The following is a 16,705-nucleotide window of genomic DNA, read 5'->3' on the forward strand; positions in this document are numbered from 1 at the left end:
ACCGTCGAAGACCGCATCGCCGAACTCCTCGAAACCAAACGCGCCCTCGCCGACGCCGTCCTCGGCACCGGCGAGACCGCCCTCACCGAACTCACCGACCGTCAGCTGGCCGACCTCGTCTCGCTGCGGAGGCCCGGATGATCACCGCGCGGGACGACCGCCGCCGCACGTTCGAGACCGTCCCCGCCGGGGTGGAGGCGGCCACCTGGTGGGGCCGGGCCTGGGTGCGCGCCCTGGAGGAGCGCGCTCCTGATGCCGCCCGGCTCGCCCGCGGCCGCGCCTACGCGGCCGAGGGCCACGTCGACGCGGTCACCGTCACCCCCGGCCGGATCGTGGCCTACGTCCGGGGCAGCCGGGTCCGCCCGTACCGCACGGAGCTGACCCTGGGCGCCTTCACGGACTCCGAGTGGGCCGAGGTGCTGGAGGCGGTGGCGGCCGATCCCGCCGCGCTGGCCGCCCTGCTGGAGCGGGAGGTCCCGCAGTCCCTCGCCGGGCGGATCCTGCCCGGCGTGGGCGAGCTCGGGGCGCGCTGCTCCTGCCCGGACCCGGCGCGGCCGCCCTGCAAGCACGCCGCCGCCCTCTGCTACCGGGCGGCCCGCCTCCTCGACGCCGACCCGTTCGTCCTGCTGCTCCTGCGCGGCCGGGGCGAGCGCGAGCTCCTCGACGACCTGGCCCGGCGCAACGCCGCCCACGCCGCGCGGGAACGGCCCGACGCCGCACCGGACTTCCCCGGCGTCCCGGCCCGCGCGGCGGTGGACCGCCGCGTCCTGCCCCCGCTGCCCGCCCCGCCCCCCGCGCCCGCGGGGGGGGGCGCGCCGCCCGCCTACCCGTCCGATCCGGCGGCCCCGGACCCGCTGGCCCTGGAGCAGCTCGCGACCGACGCCGCCGCCCGCGCCCTGGCCCTGCTCACCACGGGCGAGGACCCGATCGGCGGGCTCGGCCTGTGGCAGGACGCCGTCCGGCTGGCCTCCGCGCACCCGACGGCCGGCCTCACCGGAGCCGCCCGCGCCCTCTACCGCGACCTGGCCCGGGCCACCGGGCGGACCACGACCGACCTGGCCCGGGCGGCCGCCGCCTGGAGGCAGGGCGGGCTGCCCGCGCTGACCGTCCTCGACGAGCCGTGGGACCCGCCGGCCGGTCCCTTCGACCGGGCCCGTCCCGCCCTGCTCGCCGCGGGCCTGGGCTCCTTCCGCCCCGAGCGCAACCGGCTCACGGACCGCACCCGCCAGCTGCGGCTCGGCCGCGAGGGGCTCTGGTACGCGTACGAGTCCCGTCCCGGGACGGACGACTGGTGGCCCACCGGCCGCCCGTCCCCGGACCCGGTCAGCGCCCTGCGGGGCTGAGCCCGGCCGCCCAGGAGGACAGGGCGGCGAAATCGCGCTCGCGCAGGCCGTGCCGGGGCAGGACGCGCAGCAGCAGGGCCGGGGCCGGGTGGTGCGCGCTGACCCAGGCCCGGTCCTGTGGGGTGATCATGTCGTCGACCCAGGCGAAGGGGCGTCCGGCGGCCCATTCGAGGAGGTGGCGGGTCTTCCAGGAGAGGCCGTCCGGGTCCCGGGCGAAGAGCACCGGCCAGTCGACGACGGGCAGGTCGGCGGGCAGCCCGATGTGCGGGGAGATCAGGGAGTTGGCCTGGTGCGTCCAGGCGGTGGCCCAGGTGAGCTCGAAGGGCAGGGCCAGCAGGCGGGCGCCGTGCGAGGGGTGGAGGCGCACCCGCACGCCCCGCCGGGCGCGGCGGGACTCCGGGTCGCGGTAGGAGAGCCAGACGTCCGGGCGCATGCGGTGGCTCGTGTAGCCGCGCAGGCCCGCGGAGAGGGACCGGAAGGGGTTCAGCGGGCCGTCCACGTCCAGCAGGAGCAGTGGTCGTTCAGTCATGAGGTAGGCATTACCCAGTACACGATGGAGTGAAATGCCTACCGGCTCTATAACCCGAACGGGTTCACCGCGTTGTCTCCGGTACGGGCGCGACGCCCGTGCAACCCCTCCGGAAGGCAGGAAAGCCGATGCGTCTCAGTCGTCGGAACGGTGTGATCGCGGCGATGGCCGTGGGTGGCGGGCTGGCGGTGGCGGGCGTGGGCGGTCTCGCCCACGCCGACGCGGACGCGGGCGGCTCCGCCGGGCGTTCGCCGGGTCTGCTCTCGGGGAACCTGGTCCAGCTGCCGGTGCACGTCCCGGTGAACGTGTGCGGGAACACCGTGAGCGTGGCCGGCGTGCTCAACCCGGCCGCGGGCAACCGCTGTACCAACGCGGCCCCGGACGGCGGCCATCCCGATCCGAGGCCCTCCCATCCCGGGAAACCCGGGTCCGGCCAGGGGGGCGGGGCCCAGGCGGAAGGGCGCGGAAAGGATTCGCCGGGGGTGCTGTCCGGCAACGGGATCCAGCTGCCCGTCGATCTCCCGCTCAACGTCAGCGGCAACTCGGTGAGCGTCGTCGGCGCCGGCAACGGCTCCCACGGGAACACCTCCGTCAACGGCGAGACCCCCACCGGCGGCAAGCCGGCCCAGCCCCAGCCGCTGCCCCCGGTCGCCGAGCGGCCGGTCACCCCGCCGGCGCCGTCCCTGCCGCCCGGTGACACCTCGGCCCTCGCCCACACCGGGTCCGACGGGCTGGGCTACCTGCTGTCCGGCAGCGGCGCCCTGCTCCTCGGCGGGGTGCTCCTCTACCGCCGCTTCCGCGTCAGCTGACGGGCGCCGCGCGCCAGCCGTCGAGGATCGCGTCGATCCGCGCGGCCAGCCGGGCGCGGGCCTCGAACCGGTGCACGCCCGCCATCAGCAGCGCGTCGTACTCGGTGTCGGTGTGGCGCACGGCCGCCCGGACCGCCATCGACACCGCCTGCCCGTCCAGGGCCCGGCCCGCCGCCGTGCGGCCGACCCGGCCGCTGCCGCGCAGCGAGGCGTGGGCGGCGATCGCCCGCGCCCGCTCGGGCGGGCAGCCCGGGAACAGCCGCAGGATCTCGGCGGCGAACGCCGCCGTGAACCGGACGTCCTGGGCCGCCCGGCGCAGCCGGTCCCGCTGCCGGCGCCGGGCCCGGGCCTCGGCGTCCGCCAGGCAGGCCCGCTCGGCGCGGGCCAGGGCGGCGTCCTCGACCAGCAGCCCCTGCCGTTCGTAGCGCCGGCGCCCCCGGTGCCGGCGCACGACGACGGCCGACAGCGAACTGGCCTCCCGCGCCCGGCGGGTGAGCGCCGCGTCCCCGCGCGGCAGGTACACGAGGTGCCCGAGATCGGCGCAGTCCAGGCAGCGGGGCACCCCGGACTCGCGGACGACGTGCCGCAGGGGGCCCCGCCGGCACTCGGCGCAGTGGATCGGCCTCAGTGACTCGAAGACGACGAGACTCATGCCGTTGTGATACCGCCGACCGGACCCCATATCACCTTGTGGAGAAGGGTTATTGGGTATTCCGAAAATCTGTCCGGACCTGGTGACCTCCACCTAGCGTGAGCCGCCGAGGGCCGCAGGTGAGCCCGTGGAGGAGAGCACATGGGCGGACGGCAGGCGACCAGGGAACGGCTCCCGGGAACGAGGGTCCCCGCGGACCTCACGGGCCGGGAGGTCGTCATACCCCCCGGCGGCTGCACCGGCTGGCACTACCACCTCGTACCGCTGATGGCGGTCGTCGCCTCCGGCACCCTCACCCGGATCCTGGGCGACGGCGCCGTCGAGGTCCACACCGCCGGCGACACCTTCGTCGAACCCGAGGGCGACGACCACGTCCACCTCGGCCGCAACCTCGCCGCCGCCCCCGTCGTCCTCCACATCACCTGCGCACTCCCCGACGACGCCCCCTGGGCCGTCCCCGCCGCGCCCCCGCCGGGCGCCACCCCCTGCGGCTGCCCGGACCACACCCCCTGACCGCCCCGGGCGCCGCCCCCCGACGGCTCCCACGGCGCATCCCGCGACCGGTCACGCACCCCGCCCGGGCGCGGTGCCGTGGAGACCCCCGTCCACCACGGCACCGCCCCCGCGCGGGGCGGTACCGGCCCCGGCGGCCGGTCAGACCAGCCGGCGTATCTCCCCGCGGACCCGGTAGAAGCCGCCGCTCGCCGCGTGCAGCCCGTCCACCACGTAGCGGGCCCCGTCCTCCCGGATGCCGCGCGGGAACTGCACGTTCCAGCTCGGCTCGAAGCCGTCCGACACCACCTGCACCCGCATCCGCCCGCCCACCTGCACGCACTCGACGACCACGCCGCCCGAGGGGGCCGCGGCCACCGAGACCGTCGCCACCGCCGCGGGCGAGGCCGCCGGGGTGAACACCGGGAGCGCCGCGGCCGACTTCACGTCCACGGCGGTCGGCACGGAACCCCGCTGGGCCGCCGCGATCGCCGCCTCGCTCGCGTCCACGCACACCAGCGAGCCGTCCGTCGTCACCAGGTAGAGCCGCTCGTCCAGGTACTGCATCGACAGCGCGGAACCCCCGCCCGTGCCCAGCTTCCACAGCCGGCGCCCGTCGGCGTCGAAGCAGTACACCGAGGACGAGGAGTCACCCGCGAAGACGTGCCGGCCGTCCGGCGACGTCGCGCAGGAGTAGACCGCCGCGTCGCACGGGTACGAGGCCTCGACCGCGCCCGTCGCCTTCGACAGCCGCTGCACGGTGTTGCGCACCGTCCCCGCGTACACCGCGTCCCGCTCCTGCCAGCCGAACAGCACCCCGCCGGGCGTCCGCGTGTGCCACAACTGGCCCGTGCCGTCCGCCGCGTAGGCCGTGACTCCGCCGCTGTGGCCGTGGTACACCGCCCGCTCGTCCGCCCGGACCATCCAGGCGCCCCCGCCGGCGGACTTGCGCGACCACTGGTGCTCGTCCTCGTGGTCGATGACGGTCAGGCCGCCGTTCGCGTCCGAGACGTTGAGCACGCCCTCGTGGATGTCGAGCCAGTAGATGTCGACATCGGCCGCTATGCCGTACGCGCCGAACGGCACCTTGGACGACAGGTCGTACACCGTGCCGTCGTCACAGCCCGCGTAGATCCAGAACTCGTCGGCGACCAGGCACTTCACCCCGTCCGGCAGGGAGTACCGGGCGAGCACCTCGCCGCCGTGGCTGACGGTGTAGACGTCACCGGCCTGGTTGCCGACCCAGCAGCGGTCCTCGTCCACGTGGATGCCGAAGGCCGCCGAGCCGGTGCGGAACCGCCACAGCACCGGAGCCACCGCGCGGGCCGTCGACGGGGCAGACGCCACCTGGCGGCGGGTCACCGACCGCGCGGCCCGCGCCCCCCGCACCGCCGGCGCGTACCCCTTGCGGACCTTCTCGCCTATCTTCTTGGCCGCGGCCGCCCGGGCCTTCTCCACCGTCGGGAACGACGAGCTCTGCAGCTGGCCGGCCGCACCGATGCGGCCGTAGCGCACGGAGACGGCGAGGCCGTCGAGGGTCACCTCGTAGAACTTGTGCGCGGCGCCGTCCTCCTGCGACAGCTCCAGGTACGTCGTCTCCCGAGCCATGACAGACCCCTCCCCCAAGAGTCGGGCCGCCGGCTCCTGTCCGCCGGTGATCCCTCGTGAAAAACGCTAAGGGCGACCACTGACAATGGGCTGGTGAAGCTGGAAGCGATCACCTGGCAGCGGATGGCCGAGCGGCTCGCCGGCCACCTCGACGCGCCGCCCCCGGAGGGCGGCGCATGGCAGCGCGTGGGCGTCGACGGGGCGCCGGCGGCCGGCACCGGGGTGCTGGCGGGCGAACTGGCCGAAGCCCTGCGGCAGCGCGGGCGCTCCGCCCTGGTGGTGGCGGCCGGGGGGTTCCTGCGGCCGGCCTCGCTGCGGTTCGAGTTCGGACGGCAGGACGTGGACGCGTACCTCGGAGGCTGGTACGACACGGGCGCGCTGTGGCGGGAGGTCTTCGCGCCGACGGACCCTGACGGCAGCGGCCGCGTCCTGCCGGACCTGTGGGACCCGGTCACCGACCGGGCCACGCGCAGCCCGTACGTCGAACTCCCGGCGGGCGGGGTCCTGATCGTGCACGGGCCGCTGCTGCTGGGGCAGTGGTTCCCCTTCGACCTGAGCGTGCACATCAGCCTCTCGCAGGGCGCGCTGGCCCGGCGCACGCCGCCCGCCGACCACTGGACCCTCCCGGCGTTCGCCCGCTACGCGCGCGAGACGGACCCGGCGTCGGCGGCGGACGCCCACGTCCGGGCGGACGACCCCCGCCACCCGGCCTGGACCGGCCTCCGCCCCGCGTAGCGGACCCGGCTGCCGCCGTGCGGGTCAGGGGCGGCCGCCCAGGCGGGTTATCGCGCGGGCCGCCGCGCGGCAGCCCGCGCGGGCGGAGGCGGCCGGGTCGGCACCCGTGAGGCGGGCCGCCAGGAAGGCGCCGGTGAAGGCGTCGCCGGCGCCCGTGGTGTCCACCGCGTCCACCGGTTCCGCCCCGACCTCGGCCGTGATCCGGCCGCCCTCGGCGACGAGCGCCCCGCCCGTGCCCCGCGTCACCACCACCAGCGGCACCCGCCGGCTGAGGGCCTCGGCGGCCGCGGCCGTGTCCGGGAGGCCCGCCAGCAGCCGGGCCTCGTCCTCGTTCGGCAGCAGGACGGCGGCCCCCGCCACCGCCGACAGGAAGGCCTCGGGGCCCAGCCCCGCCAGGAACCCCGCCGAGGCGGGGTCCACGCTCACCGGCACCCCCCGCGTGCGCGCGGCCCGCAGCGCCACCAGGGCCAGCTCGCGGCTGGGCTCCGCGAAGAACAGGTAGCCGGACAGGTGGAGATGGGCCGCGCCGTCCAGCAGCGCGGGCGCCCAGTCGGCGGGGCACAGCCGCAGCGAGGCCCCGCTGTCCGTCAGGAACGTCCGCTCCGCGTCCGCCCCGACCAGCGCCACCACCGTCCCGGTGGGCTCGGCCGGGTCCACCACCAGCCTGGGCCGCACCCCCGCGTCGACCAGCGCCCGCTCGTGCCAGCGCGCCGACTCGCAGCCCACCCGGGCCAGGAGCCGTACCTCGGCGGTGCCCGTACGGGCCGCCCAGCAGGCCGCGTTGGCTCCGGCGCCGCCCGGCAGGGTGCGGATCCGGGCGGCGGTGTCGGTGGCCGGGGCAAGGGGCTCCCGGTGCACCGCCACCACGTCCGTGACCACGTCCCCGACGACCAGCAGCGCCCCCGGTGCCCCCGTCACGCCCGGGCCGCCCACGCCGCCGCGATCCGGGCCCCGAGCCGCACGTTGCCCCGTACCGCCGCCAGGTTCGCCTCCAGCGAGGCCCCGCCGGTCGCCCGGACCAGGTACTCCAGCAGGAACGGAGTCACCGCCTGCCCCGCGATCCCGCGCTCCCGGCACTCGGCCAGGGCCTCCGCGAGGACCCGGTCGTGCAGGACGGGGTCCAACTGGTCCGCCGCGGCGACGGGGTTGGCCACCACCAGGGCCGACTCCGGCCCGGCGACGGCGTCCTGGGCGGCCATCACCTCCGCCACCTCCTCCGGCCGCTCCACCGTCCAGTCGACCGGCTCGCCGGAGTCGGCCAGGTAGAAGCCCGGGAAGGCGCGGGTCCGGTAGCCGACGATCCCGACGCCGAGGGTCTCCAGCCGCTGCAGCGTGGCGGGCACGTCCAGGATCGACTTCACGCCCGCGCACACCACCGTGATCCGGGTCCGCGCCAGCAGCGACAGGTCCGCCGACTCGTCCTGGGTCCGCGCGAACTCCCGGTGCACGCCGCCCAGCCCGCCCGTGGCGAAGACCCGCAGGCCGGCCCGCGCGGCCAGGAGGGCCGTCGCCGAGACCGTCGTCGCGCCCGTGGCACCCGCGGCGAGGGCCGGGGCCAGGTCGCGGTGGCCGAGCTTGCGCACGTCCCCGCCCGCCGCGATCCGCTCCAGGCGGGCCTTGTCCAGGCCCGCGTACGCCACCCCGTCGACCACCGCGATCGTCGCCGGGACCGCGCCCTCCGTGCGTACGAGGTCCTCCAGCTCCAGACCCACCGCCAGATTGCGGGGCCGGGGCAGGCCGTGGGCGATGATCGTCGACTCCAGCGCGACGACGGGCCGGCGCGCGGCGAGCGCCTCGCGCACCTCTTCCGACAGGACCGGGACCTCGGATGCTCTGTGCTGTGGCATGTCCCCATCCATGGCACGGGACGCGCGCCCCCAAACGCGCCCCTCCCACTCCGGCGCGAAGCCGCCCCCCGGCTCGACGGAATGACGTGTGCGCCGCGTCCGCGCTGGACGCTCTGATCACCCCGTGGCCGGCGCGGCCGCCCTAGGCTGGCGCACCATGAGCACCAGTGACCACAGCGCCCCCGCCTCCTTCGCCGTCTCCGTCGTCGACGTCCCCGACGCCGAGCTGGAGGCCGAGGACCTCGACCCCGCGCAGATCCTCTCCGGGACCCCCGTGGTGACGGGCAGGGTGCTGTGGGAGTCCGAGGACGGCTCCCAGATCCGGGGCATCTGGCAGATCACCCCCGGGGTGGTCACCGACACCGAGGCCGACGAGCTGTTCGTGGTCGTCGCAGGCCGCGCCACCGTCGAGGTCGAGGGCGGTGCGACGCTGGAGCTCGGTCCCGGCTCCGCCTGCGTGCTCCGCGAGGGCGACAAGACCACCTGGACGGTCCACGAGACCCTGCGCAAGGCCTACCACATCAACCTCTGACGGCTCCCCGGCGCGCTACCGGGCGGCGGCCACCCGGTCGCGCCGGGCGGTGAACAGGGCCAGCCCCGCCATCGGCAGCAGCAGCGCGGCGCCGATGGCGTTCAGCCAGCCGTAGCCGGCCTGGGACATGACCAGGCCGGCGGCCGCGCCGCCCAGCCCCGCCGCCGCGTTCATCGTCAGGTCGCTCAGGCCCTGTACGGCGGCCCGCGCGGGCTGCGGCACCGAGTCGGTGAGCAGCGCCGAGCCGGAGACCATGCCGGCGGACCAGCCGAGGCCGAGCAGGAAGAGGCCGGCCGCGCTCTGGGCGTGGTTACCGCCGGCCGTACCGGCGAGCAGGGCGGCCATCGAGAGCAGCCCGGCCGCGAGGCCGATCACGGAGAACCGGCCGAGCCGGTCGGCGAGCCAGCCCATGACGGGCGAGAAGGCGAACATGCCCGCGATGTGCCCGCTGATCACCAGTCCGACCAGCTTGAGGCCGGCGCCGTGGTGGCCGAGGTCGACCGGGGTCATCACCATGATCGAGACCATGGTGGTGTGCGACACCGCGACGGTGAGCAGCGCGAGCCGGGCCCGGGGCGAGGCCTTGACGGCGGCGATCCCGGCGCGCAGCGAGCGGCCCTGGCGGGACTCCTCGCCGGGCGCGGCCAGCGCCCGCGCGGTCAGCAGCGGGTCCGGCCGCAGCAGGACGCCGAGCAGGGTGCCGGTGAGGACGAAGACGGCGGCGGCCCATACGAAGGGCCCCGCCGTCTGGGGTATGGAGGTGCCGGCGAAGCTGTCGCTGGCCGGGGCGGAGAGGTTGGGGCCGAGCACCGCGCCGATGGTGGAGGCCCAGACGACCACCGAGATCGCGCGGGCCCGCCGGTCGGGGGCGGCGAGGTCGGCGGCGGCGAAGCGGGCCTGGAGGTTGGCGGAGGAGGCGGCGCCGAAGGCGGCCATGCCCACCATGAGCAGCGGGAAGCTCTTCACGGCGGCGGCCAGCACGACCAGGCCGGCCCCGACCGTGCCGATCGCGTACCCGGCCAGCAGCCCCGCCCGGCGCCCCCGGGCGGTGGTCAGGGCGGCGAGCGGCAGGGAGACCAGGGCGGTGCCGATCACCGCGGCGGTGGAGGCGAACCCGGACAGGGCCTCGGTGCCGCTGATCTCGGTGGCCAGTACGGGGGCCAGCGCGATGCTGATGGGCACGCCCAGGCCGCCCAGCATCTGGCCGGCGATCAGCACCGCGGTGATCCGGCGCTGGATCCGGGGCAGCTCGGCGGCGGTCACGGGCGAGGCGGCTCCCCGGGCGGCGGGGGAGGCGGCGGGCGGGGTCGCGGGGGAGGCGCTCACGCCGGACACCCCCGTCGCGGGCACGCGGGCGGGAGGTCCGGGGCGAAACCGTGCGCGGCGGGGCCGCAGGCGGCGGGAGTAGTCACCGCCGCAGTGTCCCACCCCTTACCGCCCGGGGGAACCGGGCGGTAGCGGCCGGGCAAGATCCGGAAGAGACGGCCTAGAAGAGGGGCCGCGGGAGGACGCCCTCCAGCGCGAGCAGGGTCCGCTTGGCCTCCAGGCCGCCCCCGAAGCCCCCGATGCCGCCGTCGTTCTCCACCACGCGGTGGCAGGCCACCACCAGCGGCAGCGGGTTCGACCCCATGGCGTTGCCCACGGCCTGGGCCGCCCCCGGCTGCCCGACCCGGGCCGCCAGCTCCCCGTACCCGACCACCGAGCCGTAGGGCACCGAGCGGTCGAGCTCCAGCAGCACCTGGCGGTTGAAACCGGAGCTGAGCCGCCAGTCCAGCGGCAGGTCGAAGCGGCGCAGCGTACCGGCGAAGTACGCCTCCAGCTGGCGTATCGGCTCCGCCAGCAGGACCTCCCGGCCCGGGTCCGGCCGCCAGGCGTCGGCGCCGAGCCGGGAGACCAGGGAGTCGATCATCCGGCCGACCCGGTCCGGCCCGGCGTGGAACTCCACCCGGACCAGCCCCTCGGGGGTCGCGGCCAGGAGCAGGGGACCGATCTCGCTGGGGAGGACGGTCCATTCGAGGTGCGGCCCGCGCGGCCGCTCGGTGCTGTCCACGCCTCCACGGTACGGCCCCCCACTGACAGCTCCGCCCGCACCGCCCGCCGGGGCTAGAAGCCGCCCACGGCCCCCCGTACGACGTCCGGGGCGTTCGTGATGATCCCGTCCACCCCCATGTCGCGGACCTTGCGGGCCGTGGGCGCGTCGTCCACGATCCAGGTGTCCACCTCCATGGTCCTGCCGTGCGCCCCCCGGAGGCCGTGCACCGCCTTCACCCAGTCCGCCGAGATCGTCGTGTGCCACGGGTTGATCCGGTCCGTGAACTCCGCGTACCGGGGCAGGTCGGCCACGGCCGGGGTGCCCAGGAAGGCGGTGACCAGGTCCGGGCGCAGCCGGTGCACGATCCGCACGGAGTCGGCGCTGAAGCTCTGCACCACCAGGCGGCGCGCGACGTGGCTCTCGTCGAGCCAGCCCATCCCGTCCAGGAGCCCCAGCGTCTGCTCCTCGATCCCGGGGTAGAGCTCCGGCTTCTTGATCTCCAGCAGCAGTTTCTGCCGGTTCTGCTGGACCCGCTCCATGTAGGCGCGCAGCGTCGGCACCCGGGCTCCGGCGAAGCGCGGCGAGAACCAGCTGCCCGCGTCCAGCCGGGCGATCTCCGCCGCCGTGAAGTCCTTGACCCGCCAGGGCTTGCGGTCGGGGAAGACCTGCTCGGCGTCGGTGGTGCGGGCCAGGGTGTCGTCGTGGATCACCACCAGCTCGCCGTCCCTGGTCCGCTGGACGTCGTTCTCGACCCAGTCGAAGCCCAGCCGCATCGCCAGGTCGATCGCTTCGAGGGTGTTCTCGGGGGCGTACGCGGAGGCCCCCCGGTGGGCGTACACGGTGGGACCCAGGAGCCCCGTCGCGCCGGTGGCGGGTCCCGGCCCGGGGGTGGCGGCCGACGTCGCCCCGCCCAGCAGGGTCAGGGTGAAGCCCAGGAAGGCGGCGGCTGCCGCGGCGGCGGATCGGACGTACATGTGCGTTCTCCTCGGGTCGTGAGCCCTGTTCCTGCGTCAGACGGGTGCGGACCGGCAGTCGTTGTGGCTGTGCACTTCACGGCGGAGCGTTCCCCGCGATCATGGGCTCGCGGATCACACGGACGCCACCGAACTACGACAAACGGACCAGAAAGGAGGAGGCCCGCTCCGTCCGACGGACCCCTCGGGGGCCCGGCGCGGCCCCCGGACGGGTGCGGGGCGCGTGCGCGCGCCCGAGTGTCAGTGGGGGGCCGTACGGTGGACTCATGCGGCCCGTATCGAAGATCGAACGCACGGTGGCGCCTTTCGAGGTCGTCAGCCCCTACCAGCCCAGCGGCGACCAGCCGGCGGCCATCGCCGAGCTGGAGAAGCGCATCCGCGCGGGTGAGAAGGACGTCGTCCTGCTCGGTGCCACCGGCACCGGCAAGTCGGCGACCACCGCCTGGATGATCGAGAAGCTCCAGCGCCCGACCCTGGTGATGGCGCCGAACAAGACCCTCGCCGCACAGCTGGCGAACGAGTTCCGCGAGCTCCTGCCGAACAACGCCGTCGAGTACTTCGTGTCGTACTACGACTACTACCAGCCCGAGGCCTACGTTCCGCAGTCGGACACCTACATCGAGAAGGACTCCTCGATCAACGAGGAGGTGGAGCGGCTGCGCCACTCCGCGACCAACTCGCTGCTCACCCGGCGTGACGTGATCGTCGTGGCCTCCGTGTCCTGCATCTACGGCCTCGGCACCCCGCAGGAGTACGTGGACCGGATGGTCCCGCTCAAGGTGGGCGAGGAGACCGACCGGGACCAGCTGCTGCGCCGCTTCGTCGACATCCAGTACACCCGCAACGACGTGGCCTTCACCCGGGGCACCTTCCGGGTGCGCGGCGACACCATCGAGATCTTCCCGGTCTACGAGGAACTGGCCGTCCGCATCGAGATGTTCGGCGACGAGATCGAGGCCCTCTCCACCCTGCACCCGCTGACCGGCGAGGTCATCAGCGAGGACCGCGAGCTGTACGTGTTCCCCGCCAGCCACTACGTCGCCGGCCCCGAGCGCATGGAGAAGGCGGTCCGCGGCATCGAGGCCGAGCTGGCCGAGCGCCTCGCCGAGCTGGAGAAGCAGGGCAAGATGCTGGAGGCCCAGCGGCTGCGCATGCGCACCACCTACGACCTGGAGATGATGCGCCAGATCGGCTCCTGCTCCGGCATCGAGAACTACTCGCTGCACATGGACGACCGCGAGCGCGGCTCGGCGCCCAACACCCTGATCGACTACTTCCCCGAGGACTTCCTCCTCGTCATCGACGAGTCGCACGTCACCGTGCCGCAGATCGGCGCCATGTACGAGGGCGACGCCTCCCGCAAGCGGACCCTCGTCGACCACGGCTTCCGGCTGCCCTCCGCCCTGGACAACCGGCCGCTGAAGTGGGAGGAGTTCCAGGAGCGGATCGGCCAGACGGTCTACCTGTCGGCCACCCCCGGGAACTACGAGCTCTCCCGAGGCGACGGCTTCGTCGAGCAGATCATCCGCCCCACCGGCCTCATCGACCCCGAGGTCGTCGTCAAGCCCACCGAGGGCCAGATCGACGACCTGGTCCACGAGATCCGGCAGCGGGTGGAGAAGGACGAGCGGGTCCTGGTCACCACCCTCACCAAGAAGATGGCCGAGGACCTCACCGACTACTTCCTGGAGCTCGGCATCCAGGTCCGCTACCTGCACAGCGACGTCGACACCCTGCGCCGCATCGAGCTGCTGCGCGAGCTGCGCGCCGGCGAGTACGACGTCCTGGTCGGCATCAACCTGCTGCGCGAGGGCCTCGACCTGCCCGAGGTGTCGCTCGTGGCGATCCTCGACGCCGACAAGGAGGGTTTCCTGCGCTCCGGGACCTCCCTCATCCAGACCATCGGCCGTGCCGCGCGCAACGTCTCCGGCCAGGTCCACATGTACGCGGACCGGATGACCCCGGCGATGGAGAAGGCCATCGAGGAGACCAACCGGCGTCGCGAGAAGCAGGTCGCGTACAACACGGCCAACGGGATCGACCCGCAGCCGCTCCGCAAGAAGATCAACGACATCGTCGCCACCATCGCCCGCGAGGAGCTCGACACCGAGCAGCTGCTCGGCACCGGCTACCGGCAGTCCAAGGACGGCAAGGGCGCCAAGGCCCCGGTCCCGGCGCTGGGCGCGGCCGGCCGGGCCGCGGGCGGCAAGGGGGCCAAGGGGGCGAAGGCCGCCGAGGTGCCCACGGACCGTCCCGCAGCCGAACTGGCCGACCTCATCGAGCAGATGACCGAACGGATGAGGGGGGCGGCCGCCGAGCTCCAGTTCGAGGTCGCGGCCCGTATCCGGGACGAGGTGGGCGAGCTCAAGAAGGAGCTCCGGCAGATGCGGGAAGCGGGCCTCGCCTGACCCCGGGGCGGTCAGTAGGGTGTGGGCACAGCCGCAGGTACACGCTGCCTGGGGGAGGCTATGGAGAGGGGACGCGCGTGACGGTCAACATGACCAAGGGTCAGGCCATCAGCCTGGAGAAGCAGGGCGGCGGCACGCTGACCGCGGTCCGGATGGGCCTCGGCTGGCAGGCGGCCAAGCGCCGGGGGCTGTTCGGCTCCCGCACCCGCGAGATCGACCTGGACGCCTCGGCGGTGCTGTTCGCCGACAAGCAGCCCGTGGACGTGGTGTTCTTCCGGCACCTGCAGAGCGACGACGGCTCGGTCCGCCACACCGGTGACAACCTCGTCGGAGGCGTCGGCCAGGGCGGCGACGACGAGGCCATCCTCGTCGACCTCCAGCGCGTGCCGGTGCACATCGACACGATCGTCTTCACGGTGAACTCGTTCACCGGCCAGACCTTCCAGGAAGTGCAGAACGCGTTCTGCCGCATCGTCGACGAGACCAACGGCCAGGAACTGGCCCGCTACACCCTCGACGGCGGCGGCCAGTACACCGCGCAGATCATGGCGAAGGTGTCCCGGGCCGGCAGCGGCTGGCAGATGACGGCCCTCGGCAACCCGGCCAACGGCCGGACCTTCCAGGACCTGATGCCGGCGATCCTGCCGCACCTGTAAGCACGACGGGGAACAAGAGAACAACGCACGGGGGAGGGGCTGCACGATGACGGCCGAACTGGTCCGGGGGCAGAACCACCCCGTGCCCCACGGCACGGTGGAGGTCAGGGTCACCGCGGGAACCGCCCTGCTCGCACTGGCCTCGCTGGCCGACGAGCGCGGACGGCTCCGCGGCCCGGACGCCCTGGCGCACCCGGGCGCCCCCGCCCTGCCCGGGATCCGGGTGCCCGGCGAAGCCGCCGGCCGGCACGCCCTCGCCGTCGACCTCGACGCCGTCGCGCCCGAGGTCCACAGCATCGGCGTGCTCCTCGTCCTGCCCCCCGGCGGCCCGGCGCGCTTCGGGGCCGTCCCCGCACCGCACGTGGTGGTCGCCGAGCCGGGCGGGGAGGGGTTCGCCGCCTTCGCCCTCACCGACCTCGACGCCGAGACCGCCCTGACCGCCCTGGAGCTCTACCGCCGCCAGGGCGCCTGGAAGGTCCGGGCCGTCGGCCAGGGGTACGCGGACGGACTCGCGGCCCTCCTCGCCGACGGGGGACTGGCCGCCCCCGAGGCCGCCGCCCTGGCCGCCGAGGCCCTGCGCACGGCCGGACCCGGCGGAGAGGCCGAGCCCTCGCTCGCCTCCCCGCCGCACGCCCGGGGCCGGGACGCCGCCCCGCACCCGGCCGCGGCCGCCGCCCCCCAGCCGGAGCCCCTCCAGGCCCCCGCCACCCCCCACGCCGGCCCGCCCGGCCCCGCACCCGCCACCGCCGGGCCCGCCGAGGGCCGGCCCACCGTCGACTACGCCCACCCGCGCCGCCGCCGCACCACCGCCGAGGCACCCGAACCGGCGCCCCGCCCCGCCCCGGCCCCCGCCGACCCCGACGCGCCCCCCGTCCCCGTCGCCGGGGACGCCACCGGCTGGTCCATGGACGAGCGGCTCTACAACCAGGTCTGGGGCATGTTCGAGGACCTGGCCCGCACCGTCGCCGCCTACCGCGGCGCCGTCGACTTCGCCGACTCCCGCCTCGACCGCGAGCTGGACGAGGCCCTGTCCGACCCCCGCCACCGCCTCGGCGGCGCCGGCGGCGACGCCCGCGAGGCCGCCCGGGCCCGCCGCGACGACCTCGTCGCCCAGGCCCGCGCCGTCCTCGACCGCGACCTCGCCCAGCTCACCGCCGAGTCCGACGTGGTCGAGCCCGCGCTGCCGGCCGCCTACGCCCGCTGGGACAACCCCGTCTGGCACGGCGGCCACACCCCCGGGGAAGGCCCCCTCGCCCTGCGCCTGGGCGACCTCAGCCTGCCCGAGAGCCCCGGCCTGAAGATCCCCATGCTGATGCGGCTCCCCATGGAGCGCGGCCTGTGGATCGACAACGGCCGCACCGGCTCCGAGGCCGCCATGGCCATGGACACCGACCGGCTGCGCCGCGCCGCCATGGACATGGCCGTCGCCCACGCCGCCCGGCTGCTCGCCGTCCACCCCGCCGACCGGTTCTCCGTCCACGTCATCGACGCCGCCGGGGCCGGCGCGGCCGCGCTCGCCCCGCTCGTGGCCGCCGGGGTGCTCGCGTCGCCGCCCGCCGCCGGGGCCGCCGGGGTCGCCGAGACCCTGGAGCGGCTGACCCGCCGGGTGGACCTCGTACAGATGGCGCTGCGCGCCGGAGCGCCCGAGGACCTGCCCCCGGACCTCGACCCGGCCGAGCAGCTGCTCATCGTGCACGACTTCCCGCACGGCTTCGACGACCGCGCCGTCACCCGGCTGCGCTACCTGGCCGACGAGGGCCCCTCGGCCGGCGTGCACCTGCTGATGGTCGCCGACCGCGACGAGGCCTCCGCGTACGGGCCGCTGCTGGACCCCCTGTGGCGCTCGCTGATGCGGCTGTCGCCCGTGCCGGACCACCATCTCGCCGACCCCTGGGTGCAGCACGCCTGGACCTTCGAACCGGACCTGCCCCCGCAGGGCAGCCGGGTCCTCGACCAGACCCTGGAGCGTGTCGCGCGGGCCCGCCGGGCCGCCGGTCGATAGGCGCCCCATGACCGGTCGATGACCATCGGCTGACCCGTCCTTGGTGATCCCTTTACCTTTGACCCCCTCCGCGGGTACCCTGAGAC

General features: G+C 75.2%; 16 protein-coding genes. 8 read left to right on the forward strand and 8 right to left on the reverse strand.

Annotated elements, in window-relative coordinates:
- Positions 1–137 precede the first annotated feature (137 nt).
- Complete coding sequence (locus AB0O29_RS17235) at positions 138–1,343, forward strand: SWIM zinc finger family protein (protein ID WP_365152440.1); 1,206 nt, start codon at positions 138–140, stop codon at positions 1,341–1,343.
- Here AB0O29_RS17235 and AB0O29_RS17240 read toward each other — a convergent pair.
- Positions 1,324–1,872: a hypothetical protein gene (locus AB0O29_RS17240; RefSeq protein WP_365152442.1), complete on the reverse strand. Its 549-nt coding sequence runs from the start codon at positions 1,870–1,872 to the stop codon at positions 1,324–1,326. The two genes, AB0O29_RS17235 and AB0O29_RS17240, sit on opposite strands and share 20 nt — an antisense overlap.
- Before the next feature lie 128 nt (positions 1,873–2,000).
- Here AB0O29_RS17240 and AB0O29_RS17245 point away from each other — a divergent pair, with 128 nt between their 5' ends.
- A complete protein-coding gene (locus AB0O29_RS17245) occupies positions 2,001–2,681 on the forward strand; it encodes a chaplin family protein (RefSeq protein ID WP_365152444.1) in 681 nt (226 codons plus the stop codon).
- Here AB0O29_RS17245 and AB0O29_RS17250 read toward each other — a convergent pair.
- A complete protein-coding gene (locus AB0O29_RS17250; protein ID WP_365152446.1) occupies positions 2,674–3,333 on the reverse strand; it encodes a DUF2293 domain-containing protein in 660 nt (219 codons plus the stop codon). The two genes, AB0O29_RS17245 and AB0O29_RS17250, sit on opposite strands and share 8 nt — an antisense overlap.
- Positions 3,334–3,474: 141 nt before the next feature.
- Here AB0O29_RS17250 and AB0O29_RS17255 point away from each other — a divergent pair, with 141 nt between their 5' ends.
- Entirely contained in the window at positions 3,475–3,846 is a 372-nt protein-coding gene (locus AB0O29_RS17255) for a cupin domain-containing protein (protein WP_365152448.1), read from the forward strand.
- 141 nt (positions 3,847–3,987) lie between these two features.
- On the opposite strand, the gene AB0O29_RS17260 is transcribed toward AB0O29_RS17255, so the two are convergent.
- Positions 3,988–5,433 carry a WGR domain-containing protein gene (locus AB0O29_RS17260; RefSeq protein WP_365152450.1) on the reverse strand — a complete coding sequence of 482 codons (1,446 nt, stop codon included), beginning with the start codon at positions 5,431–5,433 and terminating at the stop codon, positions 3,988–3,990.
- Positions 5,434–5,526: 93 nt separating this feature from the next.
- Between AB0O29_RS17260 and AB0O29_RS17265 the strand changes: the two genes are divergently transcribed.
- A complete protein-coding gene (locus tag AB0O29_RS17265; protein WP_365152452.1) occupies positions 5,527–6,168 on the forward strand; it encodes a uridine kinase in 642 nt (213 codons plus the stop codon).
- A 24-nt stretch (positions 6,169–6,192) separates the two neighbouring features.
- On the opposite strand, the gene AB0O29_RS17270 is transcribed toward AB0O29_RS17265, so the two are convergent.
- Both AB0O29_RS17270 and AB0O29_RS17275 read right to left on the reverse strand, forming a co-directional pair.
- A complete protein-coding gene (locus AB0O29_RS17270) occupies positions 6,193–7,086 on the reverse strand; it encodes a PfkB family carbohydrate kinase (protein WP_365152454.1) in 894 nt (297 codons plus the stop codon).
- Positions 7,083–8,015: a pseudouridine-5'-phosphate glycosidase gene (locus AB0O29_RS17275; protein WP_365152456.1), complete on the reverse strand. Its 933-nt coding sequence runs from the start codon at positions 8,013–8,015 to the stop codon at positions 7,083–7,085. Before AB0O29_RS17275 ends, AB0O29_RS17270 begins: the two co-directional genes overlap by 4 nt.
- Positions 8,016–8,172: 157 nt before the next feature.
- Between AB0O29_RS17275 and AB0O29_RS17280 the strand changes: the two genes are divergently transcribed.
- A complete protein-coding gene (locus AB0O29_RS17280) occupies positions 8,173–8,547 on the forward strand; it encodes a cupin domain-containing protein (protein ID WP_365152458.1) in 375 nt (124 codons plus the stop codon).
- Positions 8,548–8,562: 15 nt separating this feature from the next.
- Here AB0O29_RS17280 and AB0O29_RS17285 read toward each other — a convergent pair whose 3' ends face one another.
- The 3 genes from AB0O29_RS17285 to AB0O29_RS17295 form a co-directional block, all read right to left on the reverse strand.
- Entirely contained in the window at positions 8,563–9,810 is a 1,248-nt protein-coding gene (locus AB0O29_RS17285) for an MFS transporter (protein WP_365152510.1), read from the reverse strand.
- Positions 9,811–10,033: 223 nt separating this feature from the next.
- Positions 10,034–10,597, reverse strand: coding sequence for a methylated-DNA--[protein]-cysteine S-methyltransferase (locus AB0O29_RS17290; protein ID WP_365152460.1), 564 nt, complete (start codon positions 10,595–10,597; stop codon positions 10,034–10,036).
- A gap of 53 nt (positions 10,598–10,650) precedes the next feature.
- Complete coding sequence (locus AB0O29_RS17295; protein ID WP_365152462.1) at positions 10,651–11,553, reverse strand: glycerophosphodiester phosphodiesterase family protein; 903 nt, start codon at positions 11,551–11,553, stop codon at positions 10,651–10,653.
- 266 nt (positions 11,554–11,819) lie between these two features.
- Between AB0O29_RS17295 and uvrB the strand changes: the two genes are divergently transcribed.
- The 3 genes from uvrB to AB0O29_RS17310 all read left to right on the forward strand — a co-directional run bounded on the left by uvrB (position 11,820) and on the right by AB0O29_RS17310 (position 16,619).
- Positions 11,820–13,961, forward strand: a complete 2,142-nt coding sequence (gene uvrB / locus AB0O29_RS17300) for an excinuclease ABC subunit UvrB (RefSeq protein WP_365152464.1) — start codon at positions 11,820–11,822, stop codon at positions 13,959–13,961.
- Positions 13,962–14,038: 77 nt separating this feature from the next.
- Positions 14,039–14,617, forward strand: coding sequence for a TerD family protein (locus tag AB0O29_RS17305; RefSeq protein WP_365152466.1), 579 nt, complete (start codon positions 14,039–14,041; stop codon positions 14,615–14,617).
- A 46-nt stretch (positions 14,618–14,663) separates the two neighbouring features.
- Positions 14,664–16,619 carry a TerD family protein gene (locus AB0O29_RS17310; RefSeq protein WP_365152469.1) on the forward strand — a complete coding sequence of 652 codons (1,956 nt, stop codon included), beginning with the start codon at positions 14,664–14,666 and terminating at the stop codon, positions 16,617–16,619.
- Positions 16,620–16,705: the final 86 nt, after the last annotated feature.

Origin of the sequence: Streptomyces sp. NPDC089915 (genome assembly GCF_040684675.1) — a bacterium.
Classification (GTDB): domain Bacteria; phylum Actinomycetota; class Actinomycetes; order Streptomycetales; family Streptomycetaceae; genus Streptomyces.

What these genes read in the sequence shown, in the direction of transcription:
- AB0O29_RS17260 (WP_365152450.1), bottom strand. Translation starts at nt 5,433, where the DNA reads ATGGCTCGGGAGACGACGTACCTGGAGCTGTCGCAGGAGGACGGCGCC.
- AB0O29_RS17240 (WP_365152442.1), bottom strand. Translation starts at nt 1,872, where the DNA reads ATGACTGAACGACCACTGCTCCTGCTGGACGTGGACGGCCCGCTGAAC.
- AB0O29_RS17250 (WP_365152446.1), bottom strand. Translation starts at nt 3,333, where the DNA reads ATGAGTCTCGTCGTCTTCGAGTCACTGAGGCCGATCCACTGCGCCGAG.
- AB0O29_RS17310 (WP_365152469.1), top strand. Translation starts at nt 14,664, where the DNA reads ATGACGGCCGAACTGGTCCGGGGGCAGAACCACCCCGTGCCCCACGGC.
- uvrB (WP_365152464.1), top strand. Translation starts at nt 11,820, where the DNA reads ATGCGGCCCGTATCGAAGATCGAACGCACGGTGGCGCCTTTCGAGGTC.
- AB0O29_RS17235 (WP_365152440.1), top strand. Translation starts at nt 138, where the DNA reads ATGATCACCGCGCGGGACGACCGCCGCCGCACGTTCGAGACCGTCCCC.
- AB0O29_RS17280 (WP_365152458.1), top strand. Translation starts at nt 8,173, where the DNA reads ATGAGCACCAGTGACCACAGCGCCCCCGCCTCCTTCGCCGTCTCCGTC.
- AB0O29_RS17295 (WP_365152462.1), bottom strand. Translation starts at nt 11,553, where the DNA reads ATGTACGTCCGATCCGCCGCCGCGGCAGCCGCCGCCTTCCTGGGCTTC.
- AB0O29_RS17245 (WP_365152444.1), top strand. Translation starts at nt 2,001, where the DNA reads ATGCGTCTCAGTCGTCGGAACGGTGTGATCGCGGCGATGGCCGTGGGT.
- AB0O29_RS17275 (WP_365152456.1), bottom strand. Translation starts at nt 8,015, where the DNA reads ATGCCACAGCACAGAGCATCCGAGGTCCCGGTCCTGTCGGAAGAGGTG.
- AB0O29_RS17255 (WP_365152448.1), top strand. Translation starts at nt 3,475, where the DNA reads ATGGGCGGACGGCAGGCGACCAGGGAACGGCTCCCGGGAACGAGGGTC.